The sequence below is a fragment of the Pseudomonas sp. 8209 genome (assembly GCF_028682105.1).
GTDB classification, from domain to species: domain Bacteria; phylum Pseudomonadota; class Gammaproteobacteria; order Pseudomonadales; family Pseudomonadaceae; genus Aquipseudomonas; species Aquipseudomonas palmensis.
This window is the reverse complement of the sequence record NZ_JANIAH010000004.1, coordinates 182,533-197,654: the sequence shown is the minus strand read 5'-3', so window position 1 is coordinate 197,654 and position 15,122 is coordinate 182,533. Positions and strand designations below refer to the sequence as shown.

Annotated in this window: 14 protein-coding genes, 3 tRNA genes and 1 riboswitch; of the genes, 12 read left to right on the top strand and 5 right to left on the bottom strand. The window is 64.1% G+C overall.

From position 1 onward, the window contains the following. Positions 1-22 precede the first annotated feature (22 nt). Both NP552_RS10120 and NP552_RS10115 read right to left on the bottom strand, forming a co-directional pair. A complete protein-coding gene (locus NP552_RS10120; RefSeq protein ID WP_274096692.1) occupies positions 23-955 on the bottom strand; it encodes a ChaN family lipoprotein in 933 nt (310 codons plus the stop codon). Between the two features lie 17 nt (positions 956-972). Next, entirely contained in the window at positions 973-3,381 is a 2,409-nt protein-coding gene (locus tag NP552_RS10115; RefSeq protein WP_274096691.1) for a TonB-dependent receptor, read from the bottom strand. 268 nt (positions 3,382-3,649) lie between these two features. On the opposite strand from NP552_RS10115, the gene NP552_RS10110 reads away from it, so the two are divergent. Continuing rightward, a complete protein-coding gene (locus tag NP552_RS10110) occupies positions 3,650-3,835 on the top strand; it encodes a hypothetical protein (protein WP_054915290.1) in 186 nt (61 codons plus the stop codon). Positions 3,836-3,935: 100 nt separating this feature from the next. Next, the gene (locus NP552_RS10105) at positions 3,936-4,328 is read left to right on the top strand and encodes a RidA family protein (RefSeq protein WP_274096690.1); all 393 of its coding nucleotides are present in this window, start codon (positions 3,936-3,938) and stop codon (positions 4,326-4,328) included. Positions 4,329-4,427: 99 nt separating this feature from the next. On the opposite strand, the gene NP552_RS10100 is transcribed toward NP552_RS10105, so the two are convergent. The 3 genes from NP552_RS10100 to NP552_RS10090 all read right to left on the bottom strand — a co-directional run bounded on the left by NP552_RS10100 (position 4,428) and on the right by NP552_RS10090 (position 4,759). Then, positions 4,428-4,512 (bottom strand) — tRNA-Leu (locus NP552_RS10100). A 53-nt stretch (positions 4,513-4,565) separates the two neighbouring features. Further along, positions 4,566-4,641, bottom strand: a tRNA-His gene (locus tag NP552_RS10095). 41 nt (positions 4,642-4,682) lie between these two features. After that, positions 4,683-4,759, bottom strand: a tRNA-Arg gene (locus tag NP552_RS10090). Between the two features lie 285 nt (positions 4,760-5,044). Between NP552_RS10090 and folD the strand changes: the two genes are divergently transcribed. The 10 genes from folD to NP552_RS10040 all read left to right on the top strand — a co-directional run bounded on the left by folD (position 5,045) and on the right by NP552_RS10040 (position 15,117). Further along, on the top strand, positions 5,045-5,899 hold the full coding sequence (folD, locus tag NP552_RS10085; RefSeq protein WP_043864505.1) for a bifunctional methylenetetrahydrofolate dehydrogenase/methenyltetrahydrofolate cyclohydrolase FolD: 855 nt from the start codon (positions 5,045-5,047) through the stop codon (positions 5,897-5,899). A gap of 118 nt (positions 5,900-6,017) precedes the next feature. Further along, a riboswitch (cobalamin riboswitch) is annotated at positions 6,018-6,220 on the top strand. Between the two features lie 121 nt (positions 6,221-6,341). Beyond that, the gene (locus tag NP552_RS10080; protein ID WP_210014999.1) at positions 6,342-8,276 is read left to right on the top strand and encodes a TonB-dependent receptor plug domain-containing protein; all 1,935 of its coding nucleotides are present in this window, start codon (positions 6,342-6,344) and stop codon (positions 8,274-8,276) included. A 44-nt stretch (positions 8,277-8,320) separates the two neighbouring features. After that, on the top strand, positions 8,321-8,662 hold the full coding sequence (locus tag NP552_RS10075) for a (2Fe-2S) ferredoxin domain-containing protein (RefSeq protein ID WP_043864507.1): 342 nt from the start codon (positions 8,321-8,323) through the stop codon (positions 8,660-8,662). After that, positions 8,659-9,585 carry an ABC transporter substrate-binding protein gene (locus NP552_RS10070; RefSeq protein WP_088515234.1) on the top strand — a complete coding sequence of 309 codons (927 nt, stop codon included), beginning with the start codon at positions 8,659-8,661 and terminating at the stop codon, positions 9,583-9,585. The genes NP552_RS10075 and NP552_RS10070 overlap by 4 nt, the downstream gene beginning before the upstream one ends. 133 nt (positions 9,586-9,718) lie before the next feature. Beyond that, positions 9,719-10,636 (top strand): citrulline utilization hydrolase CtlX, encoded by a 918-nt coding sequence (gene ctlX / locus NP552_RS10065; RefSeq protein ID WP_043864655.1) that lies wholly within the window; start codon positions 9,719-9,721, stop codon positions 10,634-10,636. 23 nt (positions 10,637-10,659) lie between these two features. Next, positions 10,660-11,706 (top strand): ornithine cyclodeaminase, encoded by a 1,047-nt coding sequence (locus tag NP552_RS10060; RefSeq protein WP_210015000.1) that lies wholly within the window; start codon positions 10,660-10,662, stop codon positions 11,704-11,706. A 275-nt stretch (positions 11,707-11,981) separates the two neighbouring features. Then, positions 11,982-12,761 (top strand): ABC transporter substrate-binding protein, encoded by a 780-nt coding sequence (locus tag NP552_RS10055; RefSeq protein WP_088515235.1) that lies wholly within the window; start codon positions 11,982-11,984, stop codon positions 12,759-12,761. Between the two features lie 74 nt (positions 12,762-12,835). Further along, positions 12,836-13,561 carry an ABC transporter permease gene (locus NP552_RS10050; RefSeq protein WP_043864511.1) on the top strand — a complete coding sequence of 242 codons (726 nt, stop codon included), beginning with the start codon at positions 12,836-12,838 and terminating at the stop codon, positions 13,559-13,561. Then, positions 13,558-14,271 carry an ABC transporter permease gene (locus NP552_RS10045; RefSeq protein ID WP_043864512.1) on the top strand — a complete coding sequence of 238 codons (714 nt, stop codon included), beginning with the start codon at positions 13,558-13,560 and terminating at the stop codon, positions 14,269-14,271. Before NP552_RS10050 ends, NP552_RS10045 begins: the two co-directional genes overlap by 4 nt. Before the next feature lie 3 nt (positions 14,272-14,274). Further along, positions 14,275-15,117 (top strand): ABC transporter ATP-binding protein, encoded by an 843-nt coding sequence (locus NP552_RS10040; RefSeq protein ID WP_236066305.1) that lies wholly within the window; start codon positions 14,275-14,277, stop codon positions 15,115-15,117. Positions 15,118-15,122 lie beyond the last annotated feature (5 nt).

The window sequence follows — 15,122 nt, the reverse complement described above, 5'->3', positions numbered from 1 at the left end:
ATTCCTTGTGAGCAGAAAAGGTTCAGTGAAGGGGTGGCTGCAAGGGTGCGTCGCAGCTGGCAGCCGCCGGGGCAAGCGCAACGCCGTCGCCGTCCTGGCTGGGCAACAGCCACACGAAGTCGGCATCCTGAGCGGCTGGGGCCTGGCCCTCCTCCCCCAGCACCAGCACCTTCAAACCGGGATCGCGCGCGCCATGCCTGAGGTACTGGGGCGCGCCCTGGGACTTGAGGGTGTGCAGCACACCGGCGAACAACAGGCGCGGGGCCGGCGCGGCGTCGAGCACCTGGGCCATGCGCCGGTCGCGACCGTGCTGAATGGCGAGCATGGCGTTCAGTCGCGGCAGGTCGATCTCGCCACAGTGCATCTGCACGATGCGCTGACGCTGCACCTCGGCGATTGCCGCTTGCGGAAACAGGCTGGCCGCATCCGCGGGCGCGTCGGCTGCCACCTGCTTGCGTTCGCGGGAAGACAGGTTGCCGGCCAGCACCGGTGCCGGGGCCTGCATCAGTGCCTGCATCAACGGGCCGTATTGCTCCCAGCTCCAGCGCTCATCCCACTGCATGATCTTGCGCAGACGCGCCAGCCGCACGCGGTTGCCTGCGCCCAGCCACGCCTGCACATCGCCAACCGGGCGCTGCTGATCGCTATCGAGCATCTCGAGCACCACGGCGCCTTGCTTGCGCCGCTCGGCCAGGCCGGTGGCCAGCCACTGCTCGATCAGGTGATGAGCCACGTTGTCGTGGGTCTCCCCCACCATCACCGTGGGGGCTTGCGCCAGTACGTCGAGCAATTGCCCGGCATCGATCTGCTGGCCGCTGCGAACATCAACGATCGCGCCCCAGCCGGGGATGTTGGCTTCGACACGGGCATAGGCGGTCTGGGCCGGCGGCGCATTGACCGTGGCGCAGCCGACGAGCAGGGCAAGGCACGCCCCAAGCAGGCAGTTCGTGTACATGAGAGGGTCCTGTGGGGTCAGTATTCGAACGTGACGCCGAACGAGGTGGTACGCCCACGCCCGGTACCGCGGTCCAGTGAGGCGGACATGATCGAGTCCACCGAGGCGTTGTAGCTGTAGGTCTTGTTCTCCACGTTCTCGACGTTGAAGAACAGGCTGACGTTCTGCTGCACCTGCCAGCTGCCGTAAAGGTCCCAGATCACGCCGGTGGACTGTGTCTTCCTGGTTTCGTACCAGTCCCAGCTTTCTTCGGCAGGGCCGGAGTACTCGCCGCGGGCGCCGAGCACCACGCGCTCGTCGAACCAGCGCGTGCCCAGGTCGAGGGTCCAGTAGCGGTCGGGCTGGCTGTTGATGTCTTCGAGTTCGATGCCCGAGGTGGTCGGCGCCTTGGTGGTGGCGCGGGTCCAGGAGAGGTTGGCGTAGACGAAGCCTGCGTCGTAGCGGCCCTCGATCTCGTAGCCGCTCATGCGCACCTGCTCGGGCCAGTTGACCCAGTTGGCCTTGGCCGAGTATTCGCCGTCGTCATCGACGATGTCGAACGACTGCGGGGTGATATAGCCGTCGATCTTGCTGATGAAGCGGTTGACCTTGAGCTGGGCGTAGTCGTTGCTGCTGAACAGCTCGGCGCGACTGAGATTGAAGCCGAACTCGTAGTTGGTGGAGCGCTCCTGGCGCAGGTACGGGTTGGCCCCTACGCCGTCGGCATCGCTGGCGTCGGCGGTCATCGGCACCTTCTCGAAGAACATCTCCTGCACCCGCGGTGCACGCGAGGTGCGCGACCAGCTGGTATAGAGCTGCATCCAGTCATAGGGCTTTACGGCAAAGCCGATACGCGGGTTGAAGCTGTGCTCGCGGCGGGTGATGTCCACATCGCCCCCGCCGATAGCCGCGCACTCGCGCAAAATCGAGCACTTGGGCACGTGGCCGCTGACCTTGTAGCCGTCGTAGTGCATGCCCAGGGTCATGGCATAGATGTCGTAGTCCAGCTCCAGGGTACTGAACAGGCTTTCGGTCTGCTGCTTGCCTTCGGGGTTGGCCCCGCGTTTTTCCGGCGTGTCGGCAACGAAGTCGTCGGTGTAGTAGCGCATGCCGTTGCTCCAGCTCGCTTCCACCGGGCCGAGGTTGAAACGGCTGAGGTTGGTGAAGTCGAAACCGTGGGCATCGTCGTGGGTCTTGCGGCCGATGAAGGTGGATTCCTCCACCGGCGGGTAATCGAGCTGGGTCTTGTTCTGGTAGGCGTTTACCGTCAGGTTCACCCATTCGTTGTAGGGCGTGTAGGCGTACTTGGCGCGGTAGGTTTCGTTGCGCAGTTCCCATGGGTAGTTGTGGTAGAACTCGTTGCGGTACTGCACGCCGCTGAGGTCCAGGCGGTGCAGGTCGTTGGGCTGCAGGCGCACCTTGAGCAGGCCCGAGCGCGGGCTCTGCTTGGTGGTGTCGTAGTGGTTTTCCTGGCCGGAGCTGGTCTTGTATTCGCCGGTTTGCGAACTGCTGGCGGCGGCGACGATGCCGTACACGCCTTCGCTATCCTCGGGACGGGTTCGTGCGCCAGCGGCGAGCATGCGCGTGTTGCCGTAACCGTTGTTGCCGGTGCGGTAGGTGCTGCGCACACCCACGCGGTGATCAGGCTTGACGATGTCGTCGATATCGAAGGTGCGGAAGTTGGCGGTGCCCCCCAGGGTATTGGCACCTTCGGCGCCGTCCACCGCGCCGCGCTGCACATCGACACCGGCCAGCAGGTTGGGGTCGACGAAGGCCATCGGCCCGCCCGAACCGTGACCGGCGTTGTTGCGGAAGGTCTGGGTCACGCCGTCGATCATGGTGTTGACCCGCCCCAGGCCCGACAGCCCGCGGATGTTCACCGAAACCCCGGGCTGGCTGCGTGAATGCAGGGTGTAGGTACCGGGCATGGAACGCACCAGGCTGTTGAGGTCCTGGCGTTCGGCGTGCACTTCGCGGCTGCTGCGGATCACGCCCGGGCGCTCGCCCAGTGCGTTGACCAGCGTGGGGCCCACCTCCAGCGCGCTGCGGCTCTGTTCCTCGGCGCGCAGCACGAAGCTCTTGTCCTTGAGCTGCACGATGCGCAGCCCGGTACCCATCAGCAGCAGGTCGAAGGCTTCCTTGCGGTTGTACTCGCCATCCAGGCCCTGGGTCTGGCGCTTGTCGGTCAGCTCCGGGGCAAAGGTCAGCATCACGCCGGTGGCGCCCGCCAACTGATTGAGTGCGGGCGCCAGCGGGCCTGCCGCAATCTGGTAATGCTTGCGTACAGCTGCGTGCTGAGCGGTGGGCGCCTCCATGGGCGCCGCCATTGCAACGCTGGCACCACTGACGGCAAGCGCCAGCACAGTAAGCGCGCCCTGCGCCGCCTTGAAAACACGGTGCCTGTCGGGCTGCTGGCCTGGATTTACGGTCGGCGCGATGCGTTTCACGTGAAGCTCCCTGGAACGTTGCAATGGTCTTGCAATAGAGGTCACGTGAGGCAGCCAAAAGTGGAAATGAAAATCAGTATTATTTTTAAAATCATTCATCAGCATGCGCGCGGATAAATGTTGGAACAGTTCTGCCCGTGGTGTTCACGCGCCTACGGCGCAAAGGACGCTATGCTTGCAGGGCCTTCCGTTGACGAACGGTGCCACAGCACCCCCACACGGAACGGCCGACTCGAGTGGCAGGGAGGCCGTGATAAAGGAACCGCACATGGAAAAATACCGATTGGCCGCTGCGCAGCTCGACGAGAGCCTCAGCAGAATTCGCGAACAACGCGATCACCTCCTCGCACTGGGGGAGGCGGAGCAAGCCGCTCCACTCACCAGAATCCTCAACATCGTTCGACTGGAGCTTGAGTTGTCACCGGTAGGTGGGCCCAAGGCGACCAGGCATTGACGCGAGGGCACTGAAACGCGAAAGCCACCTTGATAGGTGGCTTTTCTGTTCTATAGAGTGGCGCGTCGCTTGATAGCCCTACTCCCCTGGACCCTGCCCCATGACTGATCACCAGATTATCGTCCCCGACGAGATGAAATTGCTTTGCGAGCGTGCTGGTTATGCCCCCGCGGTAAAGGTGGGCAGCACCCTGTACTGCGCCGGGCAGGTGGGTCGAACGCCGGAGCTGGAGGTGATTGAAGACCCGGAGCAGCAGTTTCTGGCGGCCTGGGAAAACCTTCGCCTCGTGCTCGCGGCGGGCGGTTGCGGGTTTGACGACGTGGTCGAAATGACGACCTATCACATCGACATGCAACGCCATATGCCGCTGTTCAGGAGCGTGAAGGACAAGGTCTTTCCAAGGGGCACCTGTGCATGGACCTGCATAGGCGTCAGCGAACTCGCCCGACCAGGGTTGCTGGTGGAGATCAAGTGCATTGCGGTGCAGCGGTAGGTGCGGGTAAGGAGTAGAAGCCCAGAAACGAAAAAAGCCGCTCAAGGCGGCTTGTTCCGGGCTTCAACGCACTTCAGCGAAGGGCGGTGAAAGCATCTATGGTGCGGACGAAGAGACTCGAACTCTTACAGCTTGCGCCGCTGGAACCTAAATCCAGTGTGTCTACCAATTTCACCACGTCCGCGTGAAGCTTTTAAAGCAAAGGCGCCGGATTTTCATCGGGCGCCTTTTAGAATATGGGGTGGACGATGGGGATCGAACCCACGACAACAGGAGTCACAATCCTGTGCTCTACCAACTGAGCTACGCCCACCATATTGCTTTACTGCTTTTACTTGTGCCAGCTGCCTGTATTGGCGCACCCGGCAGGACTCGAACCTGCGACCATCCGCTTAGAAGGCGGATGCTCTATCCAGCTGAGCTACGGGCGCATATTTAATCTGCTTTCTGTTAGGATTACAAATTAACTTTTAGTCATACCGAACAAGCTATCAAAACCACTCATTCTGCCTGACCTTGCTAACCAGTGCTAGGCTCTGCCCGACAAGTGCGATGAATGTTATAGACGAGCGGCAAAGTCGTCAACACCTTTTTGAAAAAAATTCATTTTATTTAAGGGGTTAGGGGAATTGCCAGACCAAGCGCCTTTGCCCTGCGCCCCGGTCATGCGAGAATGCGCGCTCTTTTTATTCCCTCTCGATGGTTAATCACGCGTCATGACTGCACAACTTATCGACGGCAAGGCGATCGCCGCCAGCCTGCGCCAGCAGATCGCCCAACGTGTCGCGCAACGTCGCGAGCAAGGCCTGCGCACCCCCGGCCTGGCAGTGATCCTGGTAGGCAGCGACCCCGCCTCCCAAGTCTATGTTTCGCACAAGCGTAAAGACTGTGAAGAGGTCGGCTTCAACTCCCAGGCCTATGACCTGCCCAGCGACACCACCCAGCAGGCGCTGACCGACCTGATCGACCGCCTAAATGAAGACGCCGACATCGACGGCATCCTGCTGCAGCTGCCACTGCCGGCGCACCTGGATGCCTCGCTGCTGCTCGAGCGCATTCGCCCCGACAAGGACGTGGACGGTTTCCACCCTTATAACGTAGGCCGCCTGGCCCAGCGCATCCCGCTGCTGCGCCCGTGCACCCCCAAAGGCATCATGACCCTGCTGCACAGCACCGGTCAGGACCTGTACGGCATGAATGCGGTGGTAGTGGGCGCCTCGAACATCGTCGGCCGCCCCATGGCCATGGAGCTGCTGCTGGCCGGCTGCACCGTGACCGTGACCCACCGCTTCACCAAGGACCTGGCCGGCCACGTCGGTCGCGCCGACCTGGTGGTGGTGGCTGCCGGCAAGCCGGGGTTGGTCAAGGGTGAATGGATCAAGGAAGGCGCCATCGTCATCGACGTGGGCATCAACCGCCAGGAAGACGGCAAGCTGGTGGGCGACGTGGTCTACGAGACCGCCCTGCCCCGCGCCGGCTGGATCACTCCGGTGCCAGGCGGCGTCGGGCCGATGACCCGGGCGTGCCTGCTGGAGAACACCTTGTATGCGGCCGAAGAGCTGCACAAGTAAGGCTCGATCGGCAGCATCAGATAACGGCACCTGAGAAGGTGCCGTTTTTTTTGGCCTGGAACAAACGCACGCTCGTCAGCAAAGGCTGTCAGGTTGACGAACGGTCATGACAATGGTCAGATGCGGCCCAGTTTCAGGTGCCTGCTGCCGCCGTGCAGCAGGTGAAACGGGAAGCCGGTGCGTCTTGCATGACTAGTCCGGCGCTGCCCCCGCAACGGTAAGCGAGTGAAGCATCCAAAAGGCCACTGTGCGCAACGCATGGGAAGGCGGATGACTTCGAGCCTCGCAAGCCCGGAGACCGGCCTGCAAACCCACGACTGTTGAAAGGATGCGTTCAGTCATTTTGGCAAACCTGCGGTGGGCGGGCACGAGCCGGTATTCTGGCGCGCGTTCGCCGGAACCCTCCTGTGCGCTTCCCGAAAAATCCTTTTTCGAGAAGTAGATGAAGACACGTCGTTTTACCCTGATCGGTTGCCTGATCGGCAGCCCGGCCCTGGCGGCCAGCGAACCCCTGACCCTCGACCAGCAGATCGTTTCCGCACCCTCGGTGGAGTCCACCACGGTGGCCGAGATGGCGCGCTATGGCAGCAAGGTGGAGGTCGTGGACCGCGAGCAGATCGAGCGCGCCGGCCCCAGCGCCGACATCACCCGCGTGTTGCAGATGTTCGTGCCGGGCCTGTATGTGGCGCCCAAGCAGGGGCCGTTCGACTATGGCACCTATTCGCTGCTGGGCGGGCGCAACGACGACACGCTGATCATGCTCGACGGGGTGCGCCTGAACAACCGCCTCTACGGCGGCATCTATATAGACACCCTGCCCGCCGCCGCCATCGAGCGCATCGAGGTACTCAAGGGCGGCCAGAGCCTGCTGTTCGGCACCCAGGCCGTGGCCGGGGTCATCAACATCGTCACCCGTTCGGCCCATAGCCGCGACCCCTCGGGCCAGGTCAACCTGGGCGTCGACAGCTTCATGGGGCGCAACGGCGATGCCCGTATCGAGCGCATCTTCAGCAACGGCCTGGGCGACCTGGGGCTGCTGGCCTACGTCAGCCACAACGTGTCCGAGGGCTATCAGCCCTACCACAGCAGCCAGATCACCTCGACGGTCAGCGACAAGAAGCGCAGCTACGAGGTCAACACCTTCGGCGCCAAGGCCGCACAAAGCCTGGGCGATGACAGCCGCCTGGAGCTGTTCTACCAGTACAGCGCCGCCAACCTGGACTTCCTGCGCCCGGACGCCAACCGCCGTACCACCAACGACCGCGTGCAGCAGATCGCCACGGCCACCTTCGAGCAGCGCCTGAACCCCGACTTCAGCTACTTCGTCAAAGGCCACATGAACGATTGGGATACGCGCTACACCCGCATCTACAACAACACCGACGGCAGCACCCGCACCCTCAACCACGATGACTACTGGGGCTTCAGCGACTGGGGCATGCAGGCCGAAGGCAAGGCCGTGCTCCCCGGCGAGCACACCCTGGTGTTCGGTACCGACAACCAGTGGTTCAAGGGCAAGGACGACGTGCTCAAGATCGATAACAACCAGGCCGAGGCCCATGCGCTGTATGTGCAGCTGCGCCCTGTCATCGACGCCCTGCCTGACTGGCACCCCAGCATCGGCGTGCGCCGCGAGCACCTGAGCGGCGGTGACAGTGCCACGGTGGGCATGCTCACCTCGCTCTACGACCTGACCGACCAGCTCAAGCTGCGCGGCCAGTTCGGCACCGCCTACAAGCTGCCCAACGCCGAGCAACTGTACGTCAACGAACCGGGCGACGAGATGGGCAACCCCAACCTCAAGCCGGAGAAGAGCCGCAATGCCGAACTGGGCCTGGACTACACCGGCCTGATCCAGGGCCAGCCTTACAGCCTGAGCGGTACGCTGTTCACCCGGCGCATCGAGGACCTGATCACCATCGTGGATGCACAATGGGTCAACGGCGATGGCGAGATCCAGGTGCGCGGCGTCGAGGTCAACGGGCAGTTCCAGCTCAGTGACCGCTGGCAGCTGGCGGCAGACATGACGCGCAACCTGAGCGAGTCGCGCAACGGCGCCACCCTCAACAACATTCCCGGGTTCTTTGCACGCAGCCGGCTGGGGTACGAGTCGGGTGACCGAATGTGGGGCGCAGGCGCGGCGGTGCGCTACATCGGCACGGTGAAAAGCCCGCGTGATGTGGACTACGGGCATTACACCGTGGTGGACGCCGATGCCTACCGCTACCTGGACGGCGCCCGCCAGCATCGCCTGAGCCTGCTGCTGGAGAACCTGCTGGACCGCGACTACACCACCAGCATGGACAGCGGCGTGCGCAAGGTGCAGAACCTGGGAAGGCCGTTCACCAGCGAAGTGCGTTACACCTACAGCTTCTAGAAGCAGCGCGGGTCAAGCCGCACCACGGACTCAAGGACAAGCCCATGCCCATCCCCAGCAAACCCGAGTGGTCGCACATTCCCGCCCACGCCCGCCACGTGATGCTGTGCACCGGCCCGCGCTGCACCCAGCGCGGCGCGCAGCAGGTGTGGAAAGTGGTGCGCAACGAACTGCTCGCCGCCCAGCGCATGGAAACCGCCGACGGCGTGCTGCTGACCCGTACCCACTGCCAGTTCCCGTGCAACCTGGGCCCGGTCGCCACCGTCTACCCCGAGCGCTGCTGGTACCGCATCGCCAGCGCCGACGATGCCCGCCGCCTGGTGCGCGAGCACCTGGTCGCAGGTACCCCGGTCAGCGCACTGCTGCTCAATGGTGATACCCCATGACGCGCCTGCTCTGCCTGCTGTTGTGCCTGCTCGGCACCACGGCCCACGCCCAGACCTACCGTAACTGCGGCCAGGACTGGACCCTGCCGCACGCCCCGCCGCAGCGCATCCTGGCGCTCAACCAGCATGCCGCCGACCTGCTGCTGGCCCTGCAGGTCGGCCCGTCGCTGGTTGCGGTGAGCTACATCGATGACGACCCCGAGGCGCTGGCCTCCCGGCGCTACCGCGGCGTGCCCCTGCTGTCGCGGCTGTATCCCTCGCCGGAGGTGTTCTATGCCCAGCGCTACGACCTGGTGGTCGGCGGTTTCGCCAGCGCCTTTCGCGATGGCGTGGGCGCCCGTACCCACCTGACCCGCAATGGCATCGGCAGCTATCTGCTGGAGAACGCCTGCGACCCGCGCCCGGCCTCCGGTTTCGCGGCCATCGAAGACGACCTGCGCAGCCTGGGCAAGCTGCTGCAGCGCGAATCCCAGGCCGCTCGGCTGATCGCGCAGCAACGAGCAGACCTGGACCGCGCCCGCCAGCTCGCCGCGCAGCATGCCCCGCTTTCGGTGTTCTACCTGGACAGCGAGCACCAGGGCCTCGACAGCGAGGGCAGCCGCGGCTTCATCACCCAACTGATCCAGGTTGCCGGTGGGCGCAACCTGTTCGCCGACGTCGACCTGCACCGCGTGACCGTCGACCCCGAAACCCTGCTGCAACGCGACCCGGACGTGATCATCCTGGCCGACGCCGTCTGGTCGCCGGCCCGGCGCAAGCGCGAGTACCTGCACAACCACCCGGCCCTTTCGAAGTTGCGTGCGGTGCGCGAGGGCCGGCTGATCGACCTGCCCTTCACGCACCTGGTGGCAGGCGAACACAGCGCCCGTGCTGCCGTCGCGCTGGCCAACCAGTTGCGTGACATGGCCGAGCACCTGCCCTGAACCGGCACAGCCGATTACGCTGCAATACCCCGCTTTTCAGCTTTCCCCGCTGAGCGCCCCGCGCGCTTCAGCCGGGATTGCAGCGCCACTGCATCGACAATAGACGCACTGCCAACCCCGGATGCGTGCCTCGATGCAAACCACCAATACAGTCTTGATGATCCGCCCCGCGCGGTTCGCCTTCAACCCGGACACCGCACTCAACAACCGCTTCCAGCAGCCTGCACTGGACCCCGACCAGGCACAGCATAAAGCGCTGGAAGAGTTCGACGGCTATGTGGACACCCTGCGCCAGCATGGCGTCGAGGTGCTGGTGGTGCAGGACACGCCGGCCCCGCACACGCCTGACTCGATCTTCCCCAACAACTGGTGGAGCAGCCACGCCGACGGCAGCCTGGTGCTCTACCCGATGGAGGGCCACAACCGCCGGCTGGAACGCGACAAGGGCGTGCTGCAGGTGCTCGCCGACCGTTTCAGCATTCACAACACCATCGACCTGAGCCCGCTGGAGCAACAGAGCATGTTCCTGGAAGGCACCGGCAGCATGGTGCTCGACCGCGAACACCGCATCAGCTACGCCTGCCACTCCGGACGCACCCACACCGAAGCACTGCGCCAGTTCGCCGACAGGCTCGACTACCGCCTGTGCCTGTTTCACGCCGTCGACCGACACCGGGCGCCCATCTACCACTGCAACGTAATGATGAGCGTGGGCCGCGGGCTGTCGGTGGTGTGCCTCAAGGCACTGCCCGATGCCGACGAGCGCCGTACCCTGGAACACAGCCTGCGTGCCACCGGCAAGGACATCCTGGCCCTGGACTTCGACCAGCTCGAAGGCTTCGCCGGCAACATGCTCGAAGTGCACGACAAGCAAGGCCAGCCGCTGCTGGTGATGTCGCGCAGTGCCTGGCGCTCGCTGCACCCCGAGCAGCGCCGCCAGGTCGAGCGGCACACCCACCCGGTGGTGGTGAACATCGACAACATCGAACGCATCGGCGGCGGCAGCGCGCGCTGCATGCTCGCCGAAGTGCACCTGCCGGTGCGCAATTGACCGACCACAAGAAGGAGCTCCCCATGACCCGTTACATCGACGTCAACGACCTCAGCCAAATGGTCGCCCGCAAGGGCCTCACCACCTGCCTGGAAGAAATGGCCGAGTACATCCGCCAGGACTACCTGCGCTGGCACGACTTCGAAAAGTGCGCGCGCCTGGCCAACCACTCGCCAGACGGGGTGATCGAGCTGATGCCGGCCTCCGACGCCAACCTCTACGCCTTCAAGTACGTCAACGGCCACCCGAAGAACACCCAGCGCGGCATGCTCACCGTGATGGCGTTCGGTGCGCTGGGCGATGTCGACACCGGCGCGCCATTGCTGCTCAGCGAAATGACCCTGACCACCGCGATCCGCACCGCCGCCACCTCGGCCCTGGCCGCACGCTACCTGGCGCGTCCCGACAGCCGCAGCATGGCGCTGATCGGCAACGGCTCGCAGAGCGAATTCCAGGCCATCGCCTTCCACGCGCTGGTAGGCATCGAAGAAATCCGCCTGTACGACCTGGACCCACAAGCCACGGCCAAACTGGCCGCGAACCTTCGCGCCTTCCCGGCGATCAAGGTGGTACTGGCCAGCTCCGTGGCCGATGCGGTACGCGGCGCCGACATCGTCACCACGGTCACCGCCGACAAGGCCTACGCCACCATCCTGACCGCCGACATGATCGAGCCGGGCATGCACCTGAACGCGGTGGGTGGCGACTGCCCGGGCAAGACCGAGCTGCACCGCGACATCGTCGACGCCGCACGGGTGATCGTCGAGTACGAACCGCAGAGCCGCATCGAGGGCGAGATCCAGCAGATGCCAGCCGACTCGCCGATCACCGAGTTCTGGCAAGTGGTCAACGGCCAGGTGCTCGGCCGCGAGAACGACACCCAGGTCACCCTGTTCGACTCGGTGGGCTTTGCCATCGAAGACTACTCGGCCCTGCGCTATGTGCTGGATGTGGCCAAGGCCCTGGATATCGGCCATGAAATAGACCTGGTGCCGACCCTGGAAAACCCCAAGGACCTGTTTGCACGGCTGCTGCCCAAGGTTCAGGCGGTGTACAAGAAACGCGCCTAGACCGGGCCTGCACGTCAATCCAGGCGGCCGTGCACCTTGCACGGCCGTACACAGCAAGCTGCCCCGAAGCCAAAACAGGAGGTCATGCAGCCGATTCGGCTGACACCGAATCGCCAACAGCAGAATCCGGCAGCAAGCGCCGGCCCAAACGACACAAAAAAAATGCTGCCTTCACGCATTCTGACGCCCAGAGCGAAGAGTCACACACAGACCAAGGCTCAGGCCAACGAAGCGTTCACTGCCCTACATCAACTACAAGACACAGGGATACCTTTATGACCTCGCTGCGAAAGCTGCTCAGCGTGCTGCTCCTGCCCATGTGCGCGAGCACAGTCCAGGCCCAGGAATGGAAAGAAATCCGTTTCGGCGTGTTCCCCGAATACCCGCCCTTCGAATCCGTCGCCGCCGATGGCAGCCTGCAAGGTCTCGACATCGAGCTGGGCAATGCCATCTGTGAAAAGCTGCAGGTCAAGTGCACCTGGGTGCACAACGAATTCGACGGCATGATCCCGGCCCTGCGTGCACGCAAGTTCGACGCAATCATGTCGTCCATGGCGGTGACGCCGGCCCGTCAGAAGCAGATCGAGTTTTCCGATCGCCTGTTCCTCAGCCCCACCTCGGTGATCGTGCGCAAGGGCGCCGACTTCGGCGACACCCCCGAATCGCTCGAGGGCAAGACCGTTGGCGTGTTGCAAGGCTCGCTGCAAGAGGCCTACGCCCGCGCCAAGCTGGCGCCGCTGGGCGCCCGGGTCAAAGCCTACCAGGCCCAGAACCAGAACTATGCCGACCTCATGAACGGGCGCCTGGACGCCACCCTCACCGACAAGCTCGAAGCGCAGCTGAACTTCCTCAACACCCCCGAAGGCGCCGACTTCAAGAGCGGCCCGGCAATCAAGGACCCCACCCTGCCCCTGGACATCGCCATGGGCCTGCGCAAGAACGACGCCGAGCTCAAGGCGCTGATCGACAAGGGCATCGCCGCGGTGCTGGCCGATGGCACCTTCGCCAGGATCCAGCAGAAGTACGTCGGCGACCTCGATATCTACAACGAGTAATCGCCTGCAGAGCCCGGGCCTGCACGGCCCGGTGCGCTGTCGCACCCGCCTTTGGTCCTACCGAGAGTTTTCCCGTGAACGACTTCCTCACCTCCACCGGCTTGCAGGCGCTGAGCCTGCAGGGCTTCGGCCCGCTGTTGCTGCAAGGAACCTGGATGACCCTGCAACTGGCCTTTCTGTCACTGGGCCTGAGCCTGCTGCTGGGCCTGATCGGCGCCAGCGCCAAGCTGTCCTCGCTGCGCCTGCTGCGCATTCCCGCCACCCTCTACACCACGCTGATTCGCAGCGTGCCCGACCTGGTGCTGATCCTGCTGATCTTCTACACCCTGCAGCTGTGGCTCAACGACCTGACCGAGCTGCTTGGCTGGGATTACGTCGAGATCAACCCGTTCATGGCCGGCGTGATCACCCTGGGCTTCATCTATGGCGCCTACTTCACCGAGAACTTTCGCGCAGCGATCCTCAGCGTGCCCCATGGCCAGCTGGAAGCGGCTACCGCCTACGGGCTGAGCCGCGTGCAGCGCTTCCAGCTGGTGCTGTTCCCGCAACTGATGCGCTTCGCCCTGCCGGGGCTGGGCAACAACTGGCTGGTGCTGCTCAAGTCCACCGCGCTGGTGTCGATCATCGGCCTCTCCGACCTGGTAAAGGCTGCGCAGAACGCCGGCAAGACCACCAATGAGCCGTTGTACTTTCTGCTGTTCGCGGGGCTGGTCTACCTGCTTATCACCACCCTTTCCAATCGCCTGTTCAAGGTGCTGGAACGGCGCTACAACACCGGCATCAAGGGGTTGGCATCATGATCGAACTGCTTCAGGAATACGGCCGGGCCTACCTGTACAGCGATGGCGCGGGCATGTCGGGGCTGGCGATGACGCTGTGGCTGTTCATCGTGACCATGGTGCTGGGTTTGGTGCTGTCGTTGCCACTGGCGCTGGCGCGGGTGTCGCGCAAGCGCTGGCTGCGCTGGCCGGTAGAGCTGTACACCTTCGTGTTTCGCGGCACCCCGCTGTATATCCAGTTGTTGATCTGCTACACCGGGCTGTACGGGCTGGAGGTGGTGCGTGACAACGCGCTGCTCGACCAGTTCTTGCGCAATGCGCTCAACTGCACGCTGCTGGCCTTTGTGCTCAACACCTGCGCCTACACCGTGGAGATCTTCGCCGGGGCCATTCGCAACATTCCCCATGGCGAGATCGAGGCCGCCCAGGCCTACGGCCTGCATGGCTGGCGCCTGAACCTGTTCGTGGTGCTGCCGGCAGCCCTGCGCCGTGCGCTGCCGGTGTACAGCAACGAGCTGATCCTGATGCTGCATGCCACCTCGCTGGCGTTCACCGCCACCGTCGCCGACGTCCTCAAAGTGGCCCGCGACGCCAACGCCGCGACCTTTCTGACGTTCCAGGCCTTCGGCATCGCGGCCATTCTGTACATGCTGCTGTCCTTCGCGCTGGTCGGGCTGTTTCGCCTGGCCGAACGCCGCTGGATGCGTTTCCTTGTTCCTGCCCGAGGCTGACCCATGACCCTTTGCGCACACCCCCTGCCGGCCCATGGCCAGGCCCTGTACGAAACCCCCACCGCCCCGCGCGTCAGCAGCGCCGCCATCAAACTGAGCGTGGATGCCCTGCACAAGAGCTATGGCGATCACCAGGTACTCAAGGGCGTCTCGCTGCAGGCGCGCAAGGGCGACGTGATCAGCCTGATCGGTGCCAGCGGCTCGGGCAAGAGCACCATGCTGCGGTGCATCAACTTTCTCGAACAGCCGGACTCGGGCGTGATCACCCTCGACGAGCAGAGCATCGAGATGCACCAGGGCCGCGCCGGCACCCGCGCGCCGAACCCGGCCCAGCTGCAGAACCTGCGCACGCGCCTGGCCATGGTGTTCCAGCACTTCAACCTGTGGAGCCACATGACCGTGCTGGAGAACATCTGCCTGGCGCCGCGCCGCGTGCTTGGGGTGAGCCCGCGCGAGGCCGAGGCCCGCGCCCGCGCTTACCTGGACAAGGTCGGCTTGCCAGGGCGCGCGGCCGATCAGTACCCGGCATTCCTGTCTGGCGGGCAACAGCAGCGCGTGGCCATTGCCCGGGCGCTGGCGATGGAACCGGAGATCATCCTGTTCGACGAACCGACCTCGGCACTGGACCCGGAACTGGTTGGCGAAGTGCTCAAGGTGATACAGACGCTGGCCGAGGAAGGCCGTACCATGCTGATGGTCACCCACGAGATGGGTTTTGCCCGCCAGGTGTCGAGCCAGGTACTGTTCCTGCACCAGGGCCGGGTCGAGGAACAGGGCGGCCCGCAGATGCTCGACCAGCCGCAGAGCGAGCGCCTGCAGCAATTTCTTTCCAACCGTTTGAAGTGAACCGA

Bases quoted from the DNA above. Each gene is read 5' to 3' on its own strand.
- folD (WP_043864505.1), top strand. From the start codon at position 5,045: ATGACTGCACAACTTATCGACGGCAAGGCGATCGCCGCCAGCCTGCGC.
- NP552_RS10080 (WP_210014999.1), top strand. From the start codon at position 6,342: ATGAAGACACGTCGTTTTACCCTGATCGGTTGCCTGATCGGCAGCCCG.
- NP552_RS10040 (WP_236066305.1), top strand. From the start codon at position 14,275: ATGACCCTTTGCGCACACCCCCTGCCGGCCCATGGCCAGGCCCTGTAC.
- NP552_RS10055 (WP_088515235.1), top strand. From the start codon at position 11,982: ATGACCTCGCTGCGAAAGCTGCTCAGCGTGCTGCTCCTGCCCATGTGC.
- ctlX (WP_043864655.1), top strand. From the start codon at position 9,719: ATGCAAACCACCAATACAGTCTTGATGATCCGCCCCGCGCGGTTCGCC.
- NP552_RS10060 (WP_210015000.1), top strand. From the start codon at position 10,660: ATGACCCGTTACATCGACGTCAACGACCTCAGCCAAATGGTCGCCCGC.
- NP552_RS10120 (WP_274096692.1), bottom strand. From the start codon at position 955: ATGTACACGAACTGCCTGCTTGGGGCGTGCCTTGCCCTGCTCGTCGGC.
- NP552_RS10045 (WP_043864512.1), top strand. From the start codon at position 13,558: ATGATCGAACTGCTTCAGGAATACGGCCGGGCCTACCTGTACAGCGAT.
- NP552_RS10105 (WP_274096690.1), top strand. From the start codon at position 3,936: ATGACTGATCACCAGATTATCGTCCCCGACGAGATGAAATTGCTTTGC.
- NP552_RS10075 (WP_043864507.1), top strand. From the start codon at position 8,321: ATGCCCATCCCCAGCAAACCCGAGTGGTCGCACATTCCCGCCCACGCC.
- NP552_RS10070 (WP_088515234.1), top strand. From the start codon at position 8,659: ATGACGCGCCTGCTCTGCCTGCTGTTGTGCCTGCTCGGCACCACGGCC.
- NP552_RS10110 (WP_054915290.1), top strand. From the start codon at position 3,650: ATGGAAAAATACCGATTGGCCGCTGCGCAGCTCGACGAGAGCCTCAGC.